General features: G+C 64.9%; 20 protein-coding genes, 1 other RNA gene and 1 pseudogene. 12 read left to right on the forward strand and 10 right to left on the reverse strand.

Features of this window, described 5'->3' with window-relative positions; genetic code table 11:
* Positions 1-510: alpha/beta hydrolase (locus tag H8B02_RS23540; protein ID WP_229168483.1), on the forward strand; the 510-nt coding region annotated here is incomplete at its 5' end.
* A 184-nt stretch (positions 511-694) separates the two neighbouring features.
* Here the strand turns inward: H8B02_RS23540 and H8B02_RS23545 are convergent.
* The 4 genes from H8B02_RS23545 to H8B02_RS23560 all read right to left on the reverse strand — a co-directional run bounded on the left by H8B02_RS23545 (position 695) and on the right by H8B02_RS23560 (position 4,034).
* Entirely contained in the window at positions 695-988 is a 294-nt protein-coding gene (locus H8B02_RS23545) for a hypothetical protein (RefSeq protein ID WP_092115942.1), read from the reverse strand.
* A gap of 162 nt (positions 989-1,150) precedes the next feature.
* A complete protein-coding gene (locus tag H8B02_RS23550; protein ID WP_229168484.1) occupies positions 1,151-1,993 on the reverse strand; it encodes a GNAT family N-acetyltransferase in 843 nt (280 codons plus the stop codon).
* A gap of 184 nt (positions 1,994-2,177) precedes the next feature.
* Positions 2,178-3,248, reverse strand: a complete 1,071-nt coding sequence (locus tag H8B02_RS23555) for a helix-turn-helix transcriptional regulator (RefSeq protein WP_229168485.1) — start codon at positions 3,246-3,248, stop codon at positions 2,178-2,180.
* A gap of 138 nt (positions 3,249-3,386) precedes the next feature.
* The gene (locus tag H8B02_RS23560; protein WP_212310564.1) at positions 3,387-4,034 is read right to left on the reverse strand and encodes a TetR/AcrR family transcriptional regulator; all 648 of its coding nucleotides are present in this window, start codon (positions 4,032-4,034) and stop codon (positions 3,387-3,389) included.
* A 190-nt stretch (positions 4,035-4,224) separates the two neighbouring features.
* Between H8B02_RS23560 and H8B02_RS23565 the strand changes: the two genes are divergently transcribed.
* The 4 genes and pseudogenes from H8B02_RS23565 to H8B02_RS23580 all read left to right on the forward strand — a co-directional run bounded on the left by H8B02_RS23565 (position 4,225) and on the right by H8B02_RS23580 (position 10,160).
* A complete protein-coding gene (locus H8B02_RS23565; protein WP_229168486.1) occupies positions 4,225-5,556 on the forward strand; it encodes an HlyD family secretion protein in 1,332 nt (443 codons plus the stop codon).
* A gap of 50 nt (positions 5,557-5,606) precedes the next feature.
* Positions 5,607-7,196, forward strand: a complete 1,590-nt coding sequence (locus tag H8B02_RS23570; RefSeq protein WP_229168487.1) for a DHA2 family efflux MFS transporter permease subunit — start codon at positions 5,607-5,609, stop codon at positions 7,194-7,196.
* Positions 7,197-7,559: 363 nt separating this feature from the next.
* A pseudogene (locus H8B02_RS23575) lies at positions 7,560-9,361 on the forward strand (ABC transporter ATP-binding protein).
* A gap of 7 nt (positions 9,362-9,368) precedes the next feature.
* The gene (locus H8B02_RS23580) at positions 9,369-10,160 is read left to right on the forward strand and encodes a class I SAM-dependent methyltransferase (RefSeq protein ID WP_229168488.1); all 792 of its coding nucleotides are present in this window, start codon (positions 9,369-9,371) and stop codon (positions 10,158-10,160) included.
* Positions 10,161-10,205: 45 nt separating this feature from the next.
* Here the strand turns inward: H8B02_RS23580 and H8B02_RS23585 are convergent, their stop codons facing one another.
* On the reverse strand, positions 10,206-10,949 hold the full coding sequence (locus tag H8B02_RS23585; RefSeq protein ID WP_229168489.1) for a sulfite exporter TauE/SafE family protein: 744 nt from the start codon (positions 10,947-10,949) through the stop codon (positions 10,206-10,208).
* 211 nt (positions 10,950-11,160) lie between these two features.
* Here H8B02_RS23585 and H8B02_RS23590 point away from each other — a divergent pair, with 211 nt between their 5' ends.
* Complete coding sequence (locus H8B02_RS23590; RefSeq protein WP_229168490.1) at positions 11,161-11,892, forward strand: alpha/beta fold hydrolase; 732 nt, start codon at positions 11,161-11,163, stop codon at positions 11,890-11,892.
* Between the two features lie 69 nt (positions 11,893-11,961).
* Here H8B02_RS23590 and H8B02_RS23595 read toward each other — a convergent pair whose 3' ends face one another.
* Positions 11,962-12,489 carry a hypothetical protein gene (locus H8B02_RS23595; protein ID WP_229168491.1) on the reverse strand — a complete coding sequence of 176 codons (528 nt, stop codon included), beginning with the start codon at positions 12,487-12,489 and terminating at the stop codon, positions 11,962-11,964.
* 171 nt (positions 12,490-12,660) lie between these two features.
* Positions 12,661-12,840 carry a hypothetical protein gene (locus tag H8B02_RS23600; RefSeq protein WP_229168492.1) on the reverse strand — a complete coding sequence of 60 codons (180 nt, stop codon included), beginning with the start codon at positions 12,838-12,840 and terminating at the stop codon, positions 12,661-12,663.
* A 230-nt stretch (positions 12,841-13,070) separates the two neighbouring features.
* Between H8B02_RS23600 and H8B02_RS23605 the strand changes: the two genes are divergently transcribed.
* Both H8B02_RS23605 and H8B02_RS23610 read left to right on the forward strand, forming a co-directional pair.
* On the forward strand, positions 13,071-14,090 hold the full coding sequence (locus tag H8B02_RS23605; protein ID WP_229168493.1) for a patatin-like phospholipase family protein: 1,020 nt from the start codon (positions 13,071-13,073) through the stop codon (positions 14,088-14,090).
* A 4-nt stretch (positions 14,091-14,094) separates the two neighbouring features.
* Entirely contained in the window at positions 14,095-15,546 is a 1,452-nt protein-coding gene (locus H8B02_RS23610) for a GntP family permease (protein ID WP_229168494.1), read from the forward strand.
* Positions 15,547-15,655: 109 nt separating this feature from the next.
* On the opposite strand, the gene rnpB is transcribed toward H8B02_RS23610, so the two are convergent.
* An RNA gene (rnpB, locus tag H8B02_RS23615) (RNase P RNA component class A) lies at positions 15,656-16,070 on the reverse strand.
* A 147-nt stretch (positions 16,071-16,217) separates the two neighbouring features.
* Here rnpB and H8B02_RS23620 point away from each other — a divergent pair.
* Positions 16,218-16,577: a YciI family protein gene (locus H8B02_RS23620; protein ID WP_176529817.1), complete on the forward strand. Its 360-nt coding sequence runs from the start codon at positions 16,218-16,220 to the stop codon at positions 16,575-16,577.
* A gap of 69 nt (positions 16,578-16,646) precedes the next feature.
* A complete protein-coding gene (locus H8B02_RS23625; RefSeq protein WP_229168503.1) occupies positions 16,647-17,882 on the forward strand; it encodes an RNA polymerase sigma factor in 1,236 nt (411 codons plus the stop codon).
* A gap of 83 nt (positions 17,883-17,965) precedes the next feature.
* Here H8B02_RS23625 and H8B02_RS23630 read toward each other — a convergent pair whose 3' ends face one another.
* Complete coding sequence (locus H8B02_RS23630) at positions 17,966-18,190, reverse strand: hypothetical protein (RefSeq protein WP_229168495.1); 225 nt, start codon at positions 18,188-18,190, stop codon at positions 17,966-17,968.
* A gap of 185 nt (positions 18,191-18,375) precedes the next feature.
* Positions 18,376-19,227: an N-acetylmuramoyl-L-alanine amidase gene (locus H8B02_RS23635; protein WP_229168496.1), complete on the reverse strand. Its 852-nt coding sequence runs from the start codon at positions 19,225-19,227 to the stop codon at positions 18,376-18,378.
* A gap of 478 nt (positions 19,228-19,705) precedes the next feature.
* On the opposite strand from H8B02_RS23635, the gene rsmH reads away from it, so the two are divergent.
* Positions 19,706-20,701, forward strand: coding sequence for a 16S rRNA (cytosine(1402)-N(4))-methyltransferase RsmH (gene rsmH, locus H8B02_RS23640; RefSeq protein WP_229168497.1), 996 nt, complete (start codon positions 19,706-19,708; stop codon positions 20,699-20,701).
* A gap of 2 nt (positions 20,702-20,703) precedes the next feature.
* A complete protein-coding gene (ftsL, locus tag H8B02_RS23645) occupies positions 20,704-21,156 on the forward strand; it encodes a cell division protein FtsL (RefSeq protein ID WP_229168498.1) in 453 nt (150 codons plus the stop codon).
* Positions 21,157-21,166: the final 10 nt, after the last annotated feature.

Below are 21,166 nucleotides of genomic sequence, written 5' to 3' on the forward strand. Positions count from 1 at the left end.
GGCAACATTGCGGCCGTGACCTGCCAGCTCGCGCGCGATCGCGGCGGGCCCGAGATCGCGGGCCAGCTCTTGATCTGCCCGGTCACCGACTCCTCGTTCGACCGGCAGTCCTATGTCGACAACGCGGCCGGCTACTTCCTGACCCGCGGGCTGATGTTCTGGTTCTGGGACCTGTACTGCTCGCCGGCCGACCGCACCGATCCGCGTGTCGCGCCGCTGCGCGGCAAGCTCGAAGGCCTGCCGCCGGCGTTCATCGCGACTGCGGAGTTCGATCCGCTGCGCGACGAGGGGAATGCCTATGGCGACGCGCTCGCGAAGGCCGGCGTCAAGGTCGAGCAGCTCAAGGCGCAGGGCCACTTCCACTCGTCGTTCGTGATGGTCGACGTCATCATCACCGGCGTCGCCGGGCGCGTGAAGATGGCGAAGGCGCTGCGCCGCTTCGCCGGACTGCCCGAGGAGTTGGAGCAGGACAACGTCGCCGCGCCGCGGGTCAACGCCGCGGCGAACTAGAGCATGATCCGGAAAAGTGCGAAGCGGTATTCCGACGAGATCATGCTTAAACAATGAGCTAAAGCGCGATGACGATTCAACCTGATCTCATCGCGCTTTAGGGGGCGCAAATCCCCGCGGCTTGCCCGCGGGGATTTCGCACGACGCCGCAGCTCCAGCTCTGATTCAATCAGAACCGAAGGCTCTAGAGGAAGGCGAGGTGCTCGACCTTGTTCACGACGTCGTCGAGCGTCTGCTTGGTGGCCGCGGTATCGCCGCCGGCCATGAACACCTGCCAGAACTGCCGATCGACATTGTGCAGATGCAGGATGGACACGCGGACGCCGTTCTTGTTGCCGGCAACCTCTGACTGGGTATTGACGACATCGGTGAAGCCGTTCTGCTTCAGCGTGTTGGCGACGACGCCCTTGAGCTCGCCGACATTGGCGAGTGCCTCGCTAAGACCCATGCTGCGGAAATTGAAAAACAGGAACGCCATGCGACACCTCCTTCTGTTGCGAACGAGCACAGCGCGCGGAAGTGCGCCGAACCGGCTCCCTCGCTCAACCAGAGGTGTATTTCCCTATTGAATAATCGCGTTATGAGCCGCTTCACAGGAACCGCGTCCGCGATCATGCGTCATTTGAACGCACGGGCTCCTCTAGCCGAGCTCGAACGTCGTAACGCCGAACACGCGATCGATCCGCAATGGCGGGATCGCGCCGGTGTACATCCGCGCGGTCTCGAACACCGGCGACAGCCCGAGGCCTTGCGCCAGCGCCACGGCGTCGCGGTTGGCCACGGGGACATCGAGGAAGATGTCGCCGCCGCCTGCGCTCGCAAGCAATGCCGAAAGAATGGTCTCGGCGCCGGCGCGGTCGTCGGCAACCAGCGGGCCGACCTTGCGGCCGGTGCGGCACGGACGGATCACGCCCCAGCCGGCCAGCCTGCCGTCGCGCATCAGCGCGCGCCCGACATGTCCTGATGTGTTGATCCAGGCGCGCAGGAAGGCCGGGCGCGGTGCGGGAAACACCGTGGCGTCATCGGCCTCGACCAGCGCGATGGGCAGATCGGCCAGCGCAACGATGCCGGCGTTCGGCGCGGACGGTGCGGTGACCGCGCCGCCGTAGCGCACATTGGCGTAAGCGAGCGCGAAGCCGGACTTTTGGTAGTTCGCCTGCTGCGCCACCACGCCATCAAGCCCGATCACGCGCGGCCCCGCGTGCGCGATGGCCGCATTCCATATCTTCAGACCGTAGCCGCGGCCGCGCAGATCCGGGCGCACGATGTAAAAGCCGAGGAAAGCGAAACCCGCGCCGTAATTGACGCAGGAGATCACCGCGGCTGGCCGGCCGTCCATCTCGCCGATGAAGAAGCCCTGCGGACCTTCGGCGGCAAAGCAGGGCGCATCGGCGAGACCGGGATTCCATCCCTCCGCCGCGGCCCAGTCGATCGCGAGCGCGATCTCGTCTGATCGCATCTGCCGGATGGTGAGGTCGTTCATTGCGGATGATCACCTCGAATTAGCGGCGCAACAGCCATGGTAGCGCGATAATGGCTCTCCGTCATTGCGAGCGGAGCGAAGCAATCCATCGGGCCGCGAGCAAGAAGGGTGGATTGCTTCGCTTCGCTCGCAATGACGAAAAGATCAGTTCGCCTGCTTCGGCCGGTATGGTGCGGCGCCATGCTCAGGCGATCCGAAGGACGAGGTTGACCAGTTCGGGCTGGCGGTGCGTGCCGGTTTTGGCGAAGGCCGACTTCAACTGGTTGCGTGCCGTGTCGCGAACGATCCCGAGCCGTTCGGCAGCGTCGGCGATCGAGAGGCCGCCCGCGAGCAGCGCCACCAGCCGCGCTTCTGCCGGCGTGAGGCCGAATGCCTTCGCGATCATGCCGGGCTCGGGCATCGCGCGTGGCGTCAAATTGACGAAGACCAGCATCGCCCGCGCGCCGAGGAAGACGTTGCGTGCCGCACCGTCGATCGGCAACACGCGCAACACCACCGGCCCCTTGTGCGTACGGCGGATCAGGATCGGCTCGATCGGCAGCGCCGCGCGCTCGGGTGCGGCGCGGATCAGATCGATGACTTGATCAAGCCGCGCCTGTGCCGCTTTGTCGCGCACGATCAGCCGGCGATCCCTGATCCTGATGTCCGCATCGAAGCCGGCATCGGCGGCTTCGTTGCGATCGATCACGAGGCCTGTGCGATCGAGTGCGACGGCCGGCTGTCGCACCCGGTCGAGAATGCCGGTCATGGAGGCGAGCGCGATGCGGCCGACCGCAGTCGACAGCGTCGCTGTCTCCGTCAGGCGCGGCCCCAGCTGAGCCAGTAGCCGTGTCTCGCGTGTCTCGAAAAGTCCTTCCTCTTCGGTGCGCTGCAACGTCAGCACCCACGGTGCGCTGTCGGCCCAGAAGCCGATGCCGGCGAACCATTTGAAGCCGAACGGATACAGCACCTCATTGTACATCGGATCCGACCGGATCTGCTCGGGCGTCAGCAAGTCCTGATCGGTGATCACTTCGCCGGCCATTGCTCGCGGAACGCCTGGAGCGCGCGAATCCTGCTCATGCCAGTTGTGTGCGAAGTAGAGCTGCACCATCTCTTCGGTCGACGCGGTGCGCGGCACGTCCGGGGTCCGCACGTCGCTTTGCAGCAGCACGGCGCCGGTTGCGCCCACCGCTTCGCAGATCGACGTCATGATGTCGGTCCACGCCGTCGGGTCGACCACTGCCTCCCCCAGCCGCGCCATCACGCTGGACATTTGATCTGGGTCGATATCCCCGTTCATGCAGGGAATTGTCGCGCGAGGTGGCGTCGCGCGACAAGCGCCAAGTTGCGGTCCTACCAAAAGAAATAGTCGGATTGGACCTTCACTCGCCTGTCTTGCGACGGCGGGGGATCAATTCGCCTGCTTCGGCCGGTATGCCGCGAAGAACACGCGCGTCGCGCTGTCCACGACGGTTGCGATCCGCTCCGGCGAGGGTGACGGATTGGCCTGGAAGATGAACGCCTGGAACAGCGTTGCCTGGCACATCTGCATGAACTGCCAGGCCGCGAGCTGATAGTCGTCGATCACGAGCTCGCCGAGCGCGGCGCGCGCCTCGAGATAGGCGGCGAAGCGGTCGACGGTGTGGGCGATCACATGGGTGTAGAACCGGCTGCCGAGCTCGGGCATCCGCTCGGCGATCGCCATCACGGTGCGAATCGCGGAGCCGCCGCCGGGCCGGCACAGCACCGCTACATAGGCACGGCCGAATTCGGGGAGGGTGGTGTCGACGTCGCGTGCCGGATCGAAGTTGAAGGCGACCTTGCCCTGCTCGCGCTTCTCCTCCTCGACGATCGCCGCGAACAGCCCGGCCTTGTCGGGGAAATACACGTACAGGGTGCCCTTGGAGACCCCCGCGGCGCGGGCGATCTCGCCCATGCTGGCGCCGTCGAAGCCGAGCTCCAGGAATACCTTGCGGGCGCCGTCCAGGATCTGGCGGCGCTTCGAGGACTCCTCATCGCCGACGACGAGGTGGAGGGGGTTTGGGGGCGCTGCAACCATTGATTTAGCTTCTCACCAAAGAACTCAACCCAGAATCAGTCCGGGAAGAATCGAAGCCTTATAATCCGCTGGGCGGGAATGTAGATTGACCGAACCGTTCGGTCAATGGTATTAGTGGGAGTGACGATGCGCCGCACGGCCGTTCTTCCGCCATTGCGCGCGTCAAGAATTTTGGTGGGGAGCCTCGGTTATGGCCGCAGCACGGGATCAGGCTGCACGCATTGTTCGTTCCGGGCCCGAGATGGCCGCGGACGCGGTGGCGCGCGACGCATCCGCCGATCTCGGCGAGCAGGCCAGAACTGACGAAGCCAAAAGGGCCGACGAAGCCAAGAGTCCCGGCGAAAAGGGTCCCGGTGACAAGCGTCCCGCCGAGGCGCCGCCCGCTTCTGCGCCCGAACAGCCGGCGGCGTCGCCCGCTGCCGCAGCGCCGAAATCCGGCAAGCGCAGATTTGTGATGATGGGCGTGCTCGGGCTGCTCGCGCTCGCCGGCGCGAGCTATGCCGCCTATTACCTGTTGATCGGGCGCTTCTACATCTCGACCGACGACGCCTATGTCCGCGCCAACAACACCATGCTCGGCGCGCGCGTCGCGGGCCATATCGCGGCGATCCTGCCCGGCGACAACGCGCTGGTGCGTGCAGGCGACGTGATCTTCCGGATCGATGACGGTGACTATCGCATCGCGGTCGACGCCGCACGCACGCGGATCGCGACCCAGCAGGCGACGATCGAGCGCATCGGTCGCCAGGTCGCGGCGGCCGAAAGCTCGGTCGAGCAGGCGCAGGCGCAGCTCGTCTCCGCCGAAGCCGGCCTGAAGCGCGCCGATCTCGATTTCGATCGCCAGCAGGCGCTGAGCACCAAGGGCTTTGCCTCGCGCGCCACCTTCGAAGTCTCCGAAGCCGGCCGCGACCAGGGCGCCGCTGCCGTAAGGTCGGCGCAGGCTGCCTACGACGCCGCAAAGAGCAACGTCGATGTCACCAAGGCGCAGCAGGCCGAGGCCCGCGCCCAGCTCGCCGAATTGCAGACCCAGCTCGCCAAGGCCGAGCGCGATCTCGATTTCACCCAGGTGCGCGCGCCGGTCGACGGCACCTTCTCCAACCGTCTCGTCAACACCGGCGACTACATCAATGTCGGCCAACGGCTCGGCAATGTGGTGCCGCTCGACGGCGTCTTCATCGACGCCAACTACAAAGAGACCCAGCTCAAGCGTATCCGCACCGGGCAGCGGGTGACGATCAAGGTCGACGCCTACGGCTTCCGCAAGTTCACCGGTATCGTCGACAGCATCTCGCCGGCCGCGGGCTCGGTGTTCACGCTGCTGCCGCCCGACAACGCCACCGGCAACTTCACCAAGATCGTGCAGCGTCTGCCGGTCCGCATCCGGGTGCCGAACAGCGTCGCGAAGCAGGGCATGCTGCGCGCCGGCATGTCGGTCTACACCACGGTCGACACCCGCGAGGGCGCGGCCGATGCCGACGCCGATACCGACCTCGACGCGCCGATGATGATCCATCCGCAGTGATGCCTTGAAGCTTCGGACCGCGGGTTCGAAGCGCGGAGCCTGATAAGCCCATGGCCGACGCGACCACTGCCTCTCCCTCGATGATGACCGGCGCCCCGGAGTCCGAGCGGCTCCAGCCCAAGCGGGTGGTCGCCTTCATCATCATGGTGTTCGGCATGTTCATGTCGATCCTGGACATCCAGATCGTCTCGGCCTCGCTCACCGAGATCCAGGCCGGCCTGTCGGCGTCGTCGACCGAAGTGTCGTGGGTGCAGACCGCCTATCTGATCGCGGAGGTGATCGCGATCCCGCTGTCCGGCTTCCTGTCGCGCGCGCTCGGCACCCGGCTGTTGTTTGCGATCTCGGCGTTCGGCTTCACGGTGTCGAGCCTCTTGTGCGGCTTCGCCTCCTCGATCGAGCAGATGATCCTGTGGCGTGCGCTGCAGGGCTTCCTCGGCGCCGGCATGATCCCGACGGTGTTCGCCTCGGCCTACACCATCTTCCCGCGCTCCAAGTTCTACATCGTGGCGCCGATCATCGGGCTGGTCGCGACGCTGGCGCCGACCGTCGGGCCGACCGTCGGCGGCTACATCACCGATCTGATGTCGTGGCACTGGCTGTTCTTCATCAACATCGTGCCCGGCGTCATCATCACCATCGGCGTGCTGGCGCTGGTCGATTTCGACCAGCCGAACTTTGCGCTGCTCGATCGCTTCGACTGGTGGGGCCTGATCTTCATGGGCGGCTTCCTCGGCTCGCTCGAATATGTGCTGGAGGAAGGTCCGCAATATGAGTGGCTGCAGGACACCTCGGTCGCGGTCTGCGCCGCGATCGGCTTCGTCTCGGCGGTCGCCTTCTTCTGGCGGGTGCTGACCGCTGAGGAGCCGATCGTCGATCTCTACGCCTTCTCCAACCGCAACTTCGCGGTCGGCTGCGTGCTGCAGTTCTGCATCGGCATCGGCCTCTACGGCCTGACTTACGTCTATCCGCGCTATCTCGCCGAGATCCGCGGCTACAGCGCGCTGATGATCGGCGAGACCATGTTCGTCTCCGGCGTCACCATGTTCCTGATGGCGCCGGTGGTCGGCCGGCTGATGCAGAAGGTTGATCTGCGCTACATCATCGCCTTCGGCCTCGTCACCTTCGCGCTCGGGTCCTGGCAGATGACCTGGATCACCCGCGAGTATGATTTCTACGAGCTGCTGCTGCCGCAGGTGCTGCGCGGCATCGGCATGATGTGCGCGATGGTGCCGACCAACAACATCGCGCTCGCCACGCTGCCGCAGGACCGCGTCAAGAATGCCTCCGGCCTGTTCAACCTGATGCGCAACCTTGGCGGCGCGGTCGGGCTCGCCGTCATCAACGAGGTGCTCAACGACCGCACCGATTTGCACATCTCGCGGCTGCATGACCGCGTGACCTGGGGCAACACGACCGCGGTCGAGACCCTCAACATGTTCACCCAGCGCATGCAGGGCATGGGCGATTCCGCCATCATGGCGATGAAGCAGCTCTCGCAGCTCGTGCACCGCCAGGCCCAGGTGATGAGCTATGGCGACGCCTTCTTCATGCTGTCGCTGTTCTATGTCGGCCTCAGCCTGCTGGTGCTGTTCGTCAACAAGCCGCCGTCGATGACCGCAGGCGGCGGCGACGCGCATTGAGCGCATCGGCTGCGCGCGCGGTGCGCCCGGTCGCGGGCAGAGCGTTGCATCACCGACACATTGACGCACTCACGCGCTTGTCATCTTGCCAATCGCGCGTGATGCATTTATAAGCAGCGCATTCCTTACTCGAACCCGGGAGATGCGCATGAAGTCGTTTGTTTCGCAGATCGCGCGCCCGCGTTCGACGGTGCTTGACGCGCCTTCGCGTTAGCTCCCGGCGCTGATCGGGCCTTATCCTCGATCACCCAAACTTCCCAACACGTTATTTACAATTTCCAGCGACATAAGCGGTCGGATTCCGTCCGCATGTCGCCTCAGATGGAGCCGGCTTGCGCTGCAGAAGCGTGGCCGGAATGTGCCATGACCTCTCTGACGACCAAGCGACCGGCCGCGATCCGGATCGTCCTGCCATTCGTGTTCCGCCACTGGCTGGAGCAGCCGCTGCGCGCTTTCGCCGTGACAGCGGGCTTCCTCGGTGCGACCGCGGCCGACCTGTTCATGCCGGTGTTCTCCGGCCATCTGGTCGATGCGTTGACCGCGGGCGCCACCGATGCCGCCGCGCGCCATGCGGCGATGCTGGCGTTCGGTGCCATCGTCGGCCTCGGCGCGCTGTCGCTGATGCTGCGGCTGGTCGGGATCCAGACCATCGTGCCCTTCACGCTGAAGACGATGTCCGATGTCGGGCAGCAGGCCTTCATGCGCGTGCAGCGCTTCTCGACCGACTGGCACGCCAATTCGTTCGCCGGCTCCACCGTGCGCAAGGTCACGCGCGGCATGTGGGCGCTCGACCTGTTGAACGACACCATCCTGATGGCGCTGTTGCCGTCGTTCGTCGTGCTGCTCGGCTCGATGATCCTGCTCGGGCTGCACTGGCCATCGCTCGGCGCGGTGATTGCCGTAGGCTCGGTGATCTATGTCGCGATGACCATGGTGTTCCAGGTGCGCTACGTCGCGCCAGCGGCGCGCGTCTCCAATGCGTGGGACACCAAGGTCGGCGGCACGCTGGCCGATGCCTTGACCTGCAATGCGGTGGTGAAGTCGTTCGGCGCCGAGACGCGCGAGGATATGCGGCTTGACGGCGTCATCAGCCGCTGGCGCCGGCGGGTGCGGCGGACCTGGCTCCGCTACAACCACACCTCGACGGCGCAACTCCTGGTGCTGCTGTGCTTCCGCGCTTCGGTGATCGGCGGCGCGATTCTACTGTGGGCGCCGGCCACGCCACGCCGGGCGACGTCACCTATGTGCTGACCAGCTACTACATCATCCACGCCTATCTGCGGGATGTCGGCATGCACATCAACAACCTGCAGCGTTCGGTGAACGACATGGAGGAGCTGGTGCAGATCCATGGCGAGCCGCTCGGCATTGTCGACGCGGATGATGCCGGGACGATCGACATCCAGGGCGGCCGCATCGTGTTCGACGACGTCACGTTCCACTATGGCGGCCATCGCTTGCCGCTCTATAACGGGCTGTCGGTCGACATCGATGCCGGCGAGCGCGTCGGCCTGGTCGGGCGCTCCGGCTCCGGCAAGACGACGTTCGTCAAGCTGGTGCAGCGGCTCTACGACGTCTCCGGCGGCAAGATCCTGATCGACGGTCAGGACATCGCCAAGGCGACGCAGCAATCGCTGCGCAGCCAGATCGCGATCGTGCAGCAGGAGCCGATCCTGTTTCACCGCACGCTGGCGGAGAACATCGCCTACGGCCGGCCGGGCGCCAGCATGGAGGCGATCGAGCAGGCGGCGCGGCTTGCCAATGCGCACGACTTCATCATGCGGCTGCCGAAGGATTACGGCACGCTGGTAGGCGAGCGCGGCGTCAAGCTGTCGGGCGGCGAGCGGCAGCGCGTGGCGCTGGCGCGTGCCTTCCTGGCGGATGCGCCAATCCTGATCCTGGACGAGGCGACCTCAAGCCTCGATTCGGAATCCGAGGCGCTGATCCAGCAGGCGATGGAGCGGCTGATGAAGGGCCGCACCTCGATCGTGATCGCGCACCGGCTGTCGACCGTGCGCAGCATGGATCGCATCCTGGTGTTCGATCGCGGCGAGATCGTCGAGCAGGGCACGCACGAGGTGCTTGCCGCCCGGCAGGGCGGTATCTACCGCGGCCTGTTCGAGCGGCAGGCGACCGAGTTCGGCCAGGCTGCGGCGGCGGAGTGATGCGACCATGTTCGGATCGCTCCGCCAACGCGACGACGAGGGGAACGGAACGATGAACATGCCGAAGGACGAGGTCTGGGACAGCGAGACTGCCAAAGCCTACGACACGCCCGGCACCGGAATGTTTGCACCGGAGTTGCTGCGGCCGGCGGTCGATCGGCTCGCGGAGTTGGCGGGCGAGGGCGGCGCTCTCGAATTTGCCATTGGTACGGGACGCGTCGCCGTTCCGCTCAGCGAGCGAGGCGTTGCCGTCGCGGGAATAGAGATGTCGACGGCGATGATCGACCAGTTGCGTACCAAGGTCGACGAATCAAGGATTCCGGTCGTTGTGGGTGATATGGCGACCGCATCCGCCCCGGGGCGCTACGCACTGGTCTACCTGGTCTACAACACGATATCGAACCTGCTGACCCAGGACGAGCAGGTGGAATGTTTTCGAAACGCCGCACGGCACCTCAACCCCGGCGGGAGGTTCGTGATCGAGCTTTGGGTTCCTGAACTGCGCCGCTTGCCGCCCACCCAGGAAGCGGTCGTCTGGCAGTCGGAGCCGGGCTACATCGGCTTGGATACTTATGACGTGGTGCGTCAGTGCGTCGTATCGCACCACATCACATTTGACGATGATCGGCGGGCGACCTTGGCGCGGTCCACCCACCGTTATGTCTGGCCCGCGGAACTGGATCTGATGGCTCGGCTTGCCGGTTTCGAACTTGAGATCAGGTCGGCGGATTGGCGCGGTGCGCCATTCACCGCCGACTCTCGTTCGCACGTCTCGACTTACCGGCTCTGTGATCGCTGACGTCGCGAGTGTCCTCGACAATCGCGCTCGCCGCGAGGGACGAGCCTATCTCGGCGCCAGCCCGTTCCACACCAGCGCCACGCCGGACAGGAACAGCAGCACCAGCACGACGTCGGAAAAATTGCGGTCGCTGAGCGCGTGGTAGAGGCGCGAGCCGAGCCAGGCGCCGAGCAGCGTTCCTGGAAACGCACAGGCCGTCAACCAGATCAGTTCGGGCTTCACCAGGCCGCTCGCGATCTGGACCAGGAGCGCGGCCGCCAGGATCGTGAAGTTGAAGATCTGAAACACGCCGCGGCGCTGCTGCTTGCCCCAGCCGCGCACGCTCGCCCACAGGATCGGCAGCGGGCCGGACAGTCCGGCGAGGCCGCCGAGGATGCCGCCGGCAAATCCGATCGCGCCGTCGGCCCATTTGCCGCCGAAGGCGATCGACATCGGCTTGCGCTGCAGGAACAGCAGGGTCGGGAACACCAGCAGGAAGACGCCGATCGTCAGCTTGAAGACCTCGGGGTCGGCGCGGGCGATCAGCAAAATGCCGATCGGCACGCCGGCGAGGCCCGCGATGACGAACGGCCAGACCAGGCGGAAATCGATGCTCTTCCAGATCGACGGCAGCGTCGACACCTGCGCGATCACCGAGCAGACCAGCACCAGCGGCACCGCAAGCGTCGGCGGCAGCACATAGAGCCAGATGCCGAGCGCCATCAGCGCGGTGCCGAAGCCGGCAAGACCGGAAACGAAGCCGCCGGCAAGCGCGCCGAAGAACAGGACCGCGTAGCTTGCCGGGGTCATCGTGGCCTTTCGATCGTCATTCCGGGGCGATGCGAAGCATCGAACTATGGCGCCCAATTGCGCGCCTGAGAATCTCGAGATTCCGGGTCTGGTCCTTCGGACCATCCCGGAATAACAAAGGGAGGGAGCGACTGCACGTTTACACAACGTGCATCGTGGGTACACTTCAAAATCGCGGCTCATCAACGATAATCGGAATGGAAGCATCCCCATGACTGCGAGTTCGTCCACTGCGCGTTCGTCCAAAACCTTTCTGGTCTGTCACGGCGCCTGGTCGGCCGGATGGGCGTGGAAGAAAATGCATCCCTTGATGCAGGCCGCCGGGCACCGGCTCGTCACGCCGAGCTACACCGGGCTCGGCGAGCGCGCGCACCTTGCGCATCAAGGGCTCGACCTGGAGGCGCATATCCAGGACATGCTCAGCGTCATTTCGTACGAGGATCTGCGCGACATCGTGCTGGTCGGCCACTCCTACGGCGGCATGGTCGCGACCGGCGTCGCCGACCGGGTGCGTGAGCGCATCGCGCAGATGATCTATATCGACGCCTTCGTGCCGCGCGACGGCCAGTCCCTTTTCGACCTCAACGAGCTGGCCATCGAGACCATGCGCGAGCTCGCGAGCGACGGCGACGGTTGGCGCATCCCGCCGATGCCGACGCCGCCGGATACGTCTCCCGCAGATGTCGAATGGCTCACCGCGCGCCGCGTCGACATGCCGATCAAATGCTTCGAGCAGAAGCTGAAGCTGCAACACGGCGAAACGAATTTGCCGCGCAGCTACGTCTACGCCACCCGCACCACCCAAGCCGATACGTTCGGCCAGTTCGCCAGGCGCATCAAGAACGAAGCCGGCTGGCGCTATTTCGAGATCGACGCCAGCCACTCGCCGAACGTCACCGCGCCGGAGACGTTGATGGCGCTGCTCATGGAGATCGTTTCCTGACGCGCCGCTATTCCGGGGCGATGCCAAGCTTCGCCGCGGAGCAATCAGGTGCGTCTGTTTAGCCTGGGGTCATGCGCCACGCGCGTCGCGCACGGCCTGAGCGACCTTCGTCGCCTGTGACACTCGTCCGATTTTCGCGCCTGCAATGATCTTTCTCCGGCGTTCGCTTGGCTTCGGCGCCATGCCTTCGCTCACGGTTGCTCCGGCCGAGGGACGGGCTGTGAAGTTCGCAGCTCGGTGCAGCGCGAGGGCTTTTCGAGCCGCTTCAACATGCGCAGTCCGAGTCGCCAGATTGTACTGACGCTTGAGCTCCGTGTTCACCCGCTTCAACGCCGCTGCGAACACTTGCTTCCGCTCTGAAGCATGCTTGGCGGTTCCCGGAAAGCTTGCCCCGCGAGCCTCGGCTTTTCCGCGGCTCTCTCGCTGCTTTTGCCGGCCGACCGTTCGCTCCTTGTCGCGCATCTTGCGCAAGCGGGGGCGCATGGCTTCAAGCTCGGACACCTCGACGCCATAGATGGCGGGATGATGCGTCAGGCGGATTGCTTCATATTCTTCGTGGCTGAGAATGCTGCGCTCGAACTTGCAGGCGACCGACATTACCATTCCTCCTCTTGATTTTCTTGAATCTTGGGGCAGAAGGACACGTCCAACTCTGGCGGATCATAGCTGCAATGCCGCCGGATGGCCAATCGGCCAACATCCAAACTGGGACAGTGCTTCGATCGCAGCGATTGATCGCCTTGCCATAGCGCCGACAGACGGTGGCTCCTACTTTTCTGCTTCGCTGTCCTTGAGACGTATCCCCTCAGTCCGCAGAGCCGCAAAGAGCGCCGCAATGTCATCGGGCTCCATGTTGTTGGGGCACATCCCGTTCAGTTGCTCGGTTGTGATCGTGCCGCTGCTCCTGGCGATGTCTTTTGCCTTCGCCATGATCTTCTGAAGGTCCATCTGCGATCCTCCGCGAGGGACACACTCTACGCCCGCCAACCCATTATGTCGCCTTTTAAGAAACGTGCGCCTATGACGGCACTGACGTGATGGGTTCGCTTCGCGGCGTGACGAGGCAACATCCTTCGCGAAGTCCGCCATCCGAACCGGGCGGTGACCGCAACTTTGTCTCGCATGTTCCGCCAAACCGCGACATAATCAGCGCCTCGCGTGCTGGTGAACATGGCCTCATGAACCGCAGCCCCGTACTCGTAGATCTGGCGCTCCAGGGTGGAGGATCGCATGGCGCGTTCACATGGGGCGTGCTGGATCGACTTCTCGAAGAATCATGGTTTCAGATCGCGGGCATATCCGGGACATCGGCCGGAGCGATGAATGCTGCCGTGCTGGCGGATGGCTGGACCGCGGGCGGCGCTGCGGGCGCACGCGAAGCGCTTGAAAAATACTGGCGAAGCGTTTCACGCGCCGCCGCATTCAGTCCGTTGCAACGCTCGCCGCTTGACCGTCTGATGGGACGCTGGTCGCTCGACAGCTCTCCGGCCTATCTCTTCACGGATCTGATGTCGCGGATGCTTTCACCCTACGACCTCAATCCTCTCGGCTTCAATCCGCTGCGCGACATATTGAACGACAGCATCGATTTCGAGCGCCTTGCGCGCGCGCCGATCAAGCTCTTCATAACCGCCACACGGGTCCGTACGGGGCGGGGGCGGATTTTTCGCAACGCGGAGATTACCGCGGATGTCCTGCTCGCGTCGGCCTGCCTGCCAACGATGTTTCGTGCGATCGAGATCGATGGCGAGTCCTATTGGGACGGCGGCTATGCGGGCAATCCCACGGTCACGCCGCTGGTCCGCGAGACCGAGGCACACGATACGGTCGTGGTCCAGATCAACCCGACCGAGCGGCCGGAGCAGCCGCGCACGGCCGCTGACATTCTCGACCGGCTCAACGAGATCTCATTCAATTCGCCGCTGGCAAAGGAGCTGCGGATGATCGCGTTGCTTCGTCAGGTTGCCGACCCCGGCACCGGAGAAGGCGCCCGCTGGGCCCAGATGAAAACGCATCGGATCAAGAGCGACATGCTTGCGACGTTCGGTTCATCATCCAAGCTCAATGCCGAATGGGCGTTCGTGACCAAGCTGCACGAGGAGGGGCGGCGTGCCGCCGGCGAATTCCTCGACGCGCATGGCGCCGATATCGGTGAGCGCTCGACCGCCGATCTGGATATTCTGCTGGCGGAGTGCTGAGCGGATGGGTCTACTCGGCATTCTCGTCGGGCTTGGACTGCTGGTCGGTCTTGCGTTCCGCGGTTGGAGCGTCCTGTTGCTCGCGCCGCTCTGTGCGTTGGTGGCCGCAGCCTTCGGTAGCGAGCCGTTGCTTGCCAACTGGACGCAGACCTTCATGGGCAGCGCGTCGGAGTTTCTCGCGCAGTTCTTTCCTATTTTCCTGCTCGGCGCCGTGTTCGGGAAGCTGATGGATGACAGTGGCGCGGTCGGTGCGGTCGCGGGCTTCATCTCCCGATGTCTGGGCGAGCGCCGTGTCATCCTTGCGGTCGTGCTGGCGGGTGCACTGGTCACCTACGGCGGCGTCAGCCTCTTCGTCGCGTTCTTCGTCATCGTTCCGATGGCGCAGTCGTTGTTTCGCACGGCAGGGATTCCGCGTCGTTTGGTGCCGGCGGCGGTTATTCTCGGGACTTCGACCTTTACCATGTCGGCGCTGCCGGGCACGCCGTCGATACAGAATGCGATACCGATGCCTTTCTTCGGCACGACGCCGTTTGCCGCACCGGGCCTTGGCGTTGTCGCATCGATCATCATGCTTGGTGTCGGGCTGTGGTGGCTTCTTCGCGCAGAGAAAGCGGCGCGTCGCGCAAATGAGGGCTATGGCGACGAGCCGCCGGTTTCGGCGGATGCAGTCGACGATGAGTTGTTGCGCGAGCGGGCGACGACGGCGCGGGAATTCGACCCGGCGGAGATCCGCCACGGACATCACAGCGACGCCGCCGTCCCGGTCTTCAACGCCATCCTTCCCCTGATCGTCGTTGTCGCAGTCAATCTGCTGATGTCGCTCGTTGTCCTGCCCCGGCTTGATTTCTCATTCCTGGCCGAACAGCGATGGGGAAATACATCAATGGCTGCCGTGGCCGGTGTCTGGTCGGTTGTCGTGGCGTTGGCGGGAGCGATCGTGACGGTCATACTCTGCAACTGGACGCGACTGCCCGCACTGCGACGAACCATGGATGCCGGCGCCAATGCGTCGGTCCTGCCGGCGCTGAGCGTTGCAAGCCTTGTCGGGTTCGGCGCCGTTATCGCCTCGCTTCCCGCTTTCGGCGTGGTGCGGGAGTGGGTGTTGCGAATTGAGGGCGGCCCATTGGTGTCGCTCGCAGTCGCGACGAACATCCTTGCCGCGCTGACGGGGTCGGCTTCCGGCGGCTTGACGATTGCGCTCGACGCGCTGGGCAAGACCTATATGGGTCTTGCCGCGGAGGCGGGTATTGATCCCGGCCTTCTGCATCGCGTCGCGGTGATCGGCTCGGGAACCCTGGACATTCTGCCTCACAACGGCGCGGTCGTTAGCCTGCTTGCGATCTGCGCGCTCAAGCATCGCGACAGCTATCTCGACATCGTCATGGTCGGCATTGTGAGTTCCGTTATTGCTCTCGCCGCGGTGATTGCAATCGGCACCGCGTTCGGGTCGTTCTGACGCAAGACGATGGGTCGGCTCGACCGGCCGCGGGCGCGCGTAGCTGGAATGAAGTTTACTGAAAATGGCGAAGGGCCCGGCGTGTTACGCCGAGCCCTTCATACTCCAAAATATCAGCCGGCCTGTAAGCCGGGTTCTGTAGGGCACCATTCTTGCGAATGGTACGCGACGGCCATTCCTCTGGGACAAGGTTTGCGCCTTGCCTCGAGCAACCTACCCGGACAGCGGGCCTGACATCGCCCTGCGGTGTTATCGCGCGTGCGCGAACTAACCGCGTTGCCGTCCCTATTCGGTTTTGCTCCCGGTGTGGTTTGCCATGCCGTCTCCGTTGCCGGAAACGCGGTGCGCTCTTACCGCACCTTTTCACCCTTGCTACCTCCGAGGAGGGAGCGGTTCGTTCTCTGTGGCACTTTCCCTGGGGTCGCCCCCGCCGGACGTTATCCGGCACCGCATGTCGATGGAGCCCGGACTTTCCTCCCCCGCGGCCTTTCGGCACCAGCGGGAGCGGCCGTCCGGCCGACTGACCCACACGGCATGGGCGTTTCCGCCCGATCCGTCAAGCGGATAACGGCGGCCAAGGCGGCCAAAATAATTTATCCTGAAGATGTCGTTTGACCTGCCGCCCGTTCGACTGGGTGTCGGCGATCCAGCCGATCAAGAGGAGAGACGAGATGCAATATTTGCTGCTGATCTACCGGAGCGATGCGGAATACGCCCACATGACCGCTGACGACCGCAAGGCCGTGACGGCGGAGTACGGCGCCTACACCCAGTCCATCATCCAGAGCGGGCACTTCAAGGCGGGCGACGGGCTGCAGCCGGTGTCGACGGCCACCACCGTGCGGGTGCGTGACGGCAAGACGCTGACGACCGATGGGCCGTTCGCGGAAACCCGCGAACAACTCGGCGGCTACTATCTGGTCGAGGCCAAGGATCTCGACACCGCGCTCGGCCTCGCGGCGCGGATTCCCGGCGCCAAGACCGGCTCGATCGAAGTCAGGCCGGTGATGATCTACGACAACCCGCGATGACGCCATTCTCGCATCATGAATGCAACGGCCGCGCCGTCCGGCGCGGTCGTTGAGCAACGATTGATGGCCATGACCCCGAGCCAGATCGAGAAAATCTTCCGCGACGAGGCGGGCCGGGCGCTCGCAACGCTGATCCGTCTCGTCGGCGATTTCGATCTGGCCGAGGATTCCCTGCAGGATGCCTTCGCGGTCGCGCTGCAGCGCTGGCCGATCGGCGAATTCCCCGCCAATCCGCGCGCCTGGCTGGTCAATGTCGGCCGCAACCGGGCGATCGACCGCGTCCGCCGCGCGGTTTCGTTTCGCGGCAAGCAGCAGCAATTGACGAACCACTTGTTGCTGGACGCGGAGCCATCGCCGGAGCCGGCCGATGCGACGCTCGACGACGACATGCTGAGGCTGATCTTCACCTGCTGCCATCCGTCCTTTGCCGCCGAGGTGCAGGTTGCGCTGACCTTGCGCACGGTGTGCGGCCTGACCACGGCGCAGGTCGCGCGCGCCTTTCTGGTCAGCGAGGACGCGATGGCGCAGCGGCTGTTGCGCGCCAAGCAGAAGATCAAGCTCGCCGGCATTCCCTATGAGGTGCCGGAGCGCGAGGCGCTGGAGCCGCGCCTTGAGGGCGTGCTTGCCGTGATCTATCTCGTCTTCACCGAGGGCTATGCCGCGACCGCCGGCGCGGATCTGATGCGGCCCGATCTCGCGCGCGAGGCGATCCGGCTGGCGCGGCTGCTCGATCGGTTGATTCCGGCGCGCGGCGAGATCAAGGGCCTGCTTGCGCTGATGCTGCTGCACGATGCGCGCCGCGCCGGCCGTCAGACCGCAGGTGGCGACATCGTGCTGCTCGAGGAGCAGAACCGTTCGTTGTGGGATTTTCTGCAGATCGCCGAAGGTGTGAGGCTGGTCGAGGAGGCGCTGCAGATGCCGGGCCGGCCGCAATCCTACGCGGTGCAGGCTGCGATCGCCGCGCTGCATGCGCGAGCGCCCAGCTATGAGGATACCGACTGGCCGCAGATCGCCGGTCTCTATGAGGTGCTGCTCCGCATCAGCCCGTCACCGGTGATCGAGCTCAATCATGCCGCTGCGGTGTCGATGGTCGACGGCCCGGCGCGAGCGCTCGATCTGATCGACGCGCTGGACGCGCGCGGCAGCCTGAGGGGATACGACCAGCTGCCCGCGGTGCGCGCCGATCTGCTGCGCCGCCTCGGCCGCAAGGACGAGGCGCGGCAGGCCTATCTTGCCGCCACCGCGGCGACGCAGCTCGAGCCGCTGCGACGGCTCTACGCACGCCGGATCGCCGAGATGGGCTGACATCGCCTCATCTCGTGCGTGGTCCGTGAGGGCGCGCCGTTCACGTCAACGATCGTCAGCGCGCCGCGCGGCGTTGAACGTGCTCAGTACCCTGTCTTGGCCTTGGCGCCGGTCGATTGCCCGGTCGTCGTTCCACTCGACATGCCGGTCGTGGTGCCGGGCGCCATCATCTTCTTCTGCGCATGATGGACCTTGTGGGTCTTGTGATGGGTCGACATGGACTTGTCCTGGGTCGACATCGCACCTGCGGCTACTGGAGCTGCGATGAGGCCGATGGCGACAGCTCCGGTGATGAGTTCTTTGAACATGGACGAATCTCCACTCAGACCGCCCCAAATAAGAAGGCGGGACACGGAAAAAAGTTCCAGTTTGCGCGTGAGGATTTGGCCGGAAGCGTCATTGCGAGCGGAGCGAAGCAATCCATCGCGCCGCACGCCGAAACGTGGATTGCCTCGTCGCTTCGCGCCTCGCAATGACGATGGAACGACCGAGCCTACCTCGCAGCATCCGGCGGCAGGCTCTCGAGCAGCGCGTGCAGCGTCGCCATGGTGGAGCGGTCGGCGATCCCGTCGACGCGTTCGGGGCGGAAGTGACGCTGGAAGGCGGTGACGACCTCCATGGTCGGGCCGTCGAACTTGCCGTTGGTCGGGATGTTGTAGCCGTAGCGCCGGAACGCGGCCTGCATGTTGGAGACGCTGTCGCTGATCGCACCGAGCTGCAGCGCGTCGCCGCGCACGATCGGCGCCGGCTGCACCCAATGCCCGACGCCGGAATTGGCCAGCGAGTGCCAGGGGAATTTCTCGCCGGGATCCTTCTTGCGCCCCGGCGCGACGTCGGAATGGCCGAGCACGCGATGCGCGACCACCTTGCGGCGAAGCATGATGCCGCGGCACAGCGCGATGACGGCTGCGATCTGCCGCAGCGGGAAGTCGGGATAGCCCCAATCGTGGCCGCGATTGATGATCTCGACGCCGATCGAGCAGGAATTGATGTCGTCCTCGCCGGCCCAGGCGGAGACGCCGGCGTGCCAGGCGCGCTTGCTCTCCGGCACGCATTGCACGATGCGTCCGTCCTCGAGCACGATGTAATGCGCCGAGACCTCGGTGCCGGCCGTGCAGAGCTGGGTGATCGCGCCCTCGACATCGGGCATGCCGGTGTAGTGCAGCACGATCATGTCGGGCTGCCGGTTGTTGGCGCGGTCGCCGAAGTTCACCGACGGGATCACGTCGGAGGCGATCGAGGAATCCGGCGTGAACGTCTTCACGTCGGCCACGCCCTTCGGAACGGGAAGGACGCGCTGACGCTTCGAATCAGCGTTGCCGGACGAGGACGAACCAGAAGCCATACGAATCACTCAAACCCGAACCAGGAGAAGGCATTTTGACATATGGATAAACAAATAGGCGTTTACTATTCCTTTACCGTGAGGGCCGCGCAATCGGCCCTGCCGGTTCCAGGGTCTGCTCCATGAGCCGCGCAATGATGCCCGGAGCGAGGGCCGAGGCTATCACTCGAATGCGGATCAAAGTCGCGCGGTTCCGCTAACCGATCATCAACGTTTTCTTAACGTTAAGTGCCGTTACTGAGAGGTGAAGTGCCGAACCGGTTTCGGGGGACGGCCAAGGTCCGCTGTTGCGCGAAATCCCATGGAAACCCTCCCAATTCCGGTCGGATATCAGGATTTGCGGCCGTGGACGGGAGTTGGCGCTGGTATCACACAGCGGCCATTTTACCGGAACAACCAGCGCGAGGATTCGAGACGCAATGAGTCGGCGCGCAGCCAGCTTGCATGCCAGTTTCGCGGCCCTGTCCGGGGGCGGCGCATGAGCGAGCGTGCTCCCCGTCACATTTCCGTGCTGGGCCGCGAGGCGGTCGCCTATCTCGAGCCGCGCGCCGGCGGCATCTATGTCGACGCGACCTTCGGCGCCGGCGGCTACAGCCGCATGATTCTCGATGTCCCCGATACGCGCGTCATCGGCATCGACCGCGACCGCACCGCGATAACAGGCGGCTTCGATCTGGTCGACGGCGCGGGGGGCCGGCTGACGCTGGTCGAGGACCGCTTCTCTGATCTCGCCGAGGTCTGCGCATCGCAGGGGGTGGATCAGGTCGACGGCGTCGTGATGGATGTCGGCGTCTCCTCGATGCAGCTCGACCAGGCCGAGCGTGGCTTCTCGTTCCGCTTGGGCGGTCCGCTCGACATGCGGATGGCGCAGAGCGGTCCGACCGCGGCCGATGTGGTCGCCACCGCGTCCGAGAAGCAGCTCGCCGACATCATCTATATCTTCGGCGAGGAGCGCCATTCGCGCGGCGTCGCGCGCGCCATCGTCGCCGCGCGCAAGGACGCGCCGATCACCACGACCGAGGCGCTCGCCGACATCGTCGGGAAAGTCGTGCGCGCCAAGCCGAACGAGATTCATCCGGCGACGCGGACCTTTCAGGCGCTGCGCATCTTCGTCAATGAAGAGCTCGATGAGCTGCATCGGGCGCTGGCCGCGGCCGAGCGGGTGCTGAAGCCGGGCGGGCGGCTTGCCGTGGTCTCGTTCCATTCGCTGGAAGACCGCATCGTCAAGAATTTCCTCACCGAACGCGGCAAGGTTTCCGGCGGCTCGCGGCATCGGCCTGAAGTGGCGCAATCCGCGCCGAGCTTTCAGATCCTGACCAAGCGGCCGGTGACACCCGGCGAGGCGGAGATATCGGCCAATCCGCGCGCCCGGTCGGCCAAGCTGCGCGCAGCCGAGCGCACCGCGGCGCCGGCGCATGCAGACGACGACCTGCCGTCGTGGCCGCGTCTGTCCGACCTGAAGCGGGGAGGCTGACGATGCGTCTCCTCCATCTCCTCGTCATCGGCATGCTGATCTTCGCGGCATCCTATGTCTACCGCATCAAGATGGAATCGACCGCGCGCGTCGAACGCGTGCTGCAGCTCAATGCCGAGATCCGCGAGCAGCGCAACGCGATCGCCACCTTGCGCGCGCAGTGGGCCAAGCTCGACGCGCCGCTGCGGCTGCAGGGGCTTGCCGAACGGCATCTGCCGCTGAAACCGGTCAACGCCAACCAGTACGATTCCCTGAAGAACCTGCCGGAGCGGCCGCCGAACTTCACGCGGCCCGGTTCGCGCGATCCGATCGGCGCGATGATCGACACCATCGAGGCCGCCGCCGCGCCCGACAGCACGACCGGATCGATTGACAAGCCGGCGACCGACCAGCCGGCCGCCGACCAGCCTGCGCCCGCAGAAGATTCCGAGCAGGGCGGGGGAGATCAGCAATGACGGGACCTGC

Origin of the sequence: Bradyrhizobium altum, assembly GCF_020889705.1 — a bacterium.
Classification (GTDB): Bacteria; Pseudomonadota; Alphaproteobacteria; order Rhizobiales; family Xanthobacteraceae; genus Bradyrhizobium; species Bradyrhizobium altum.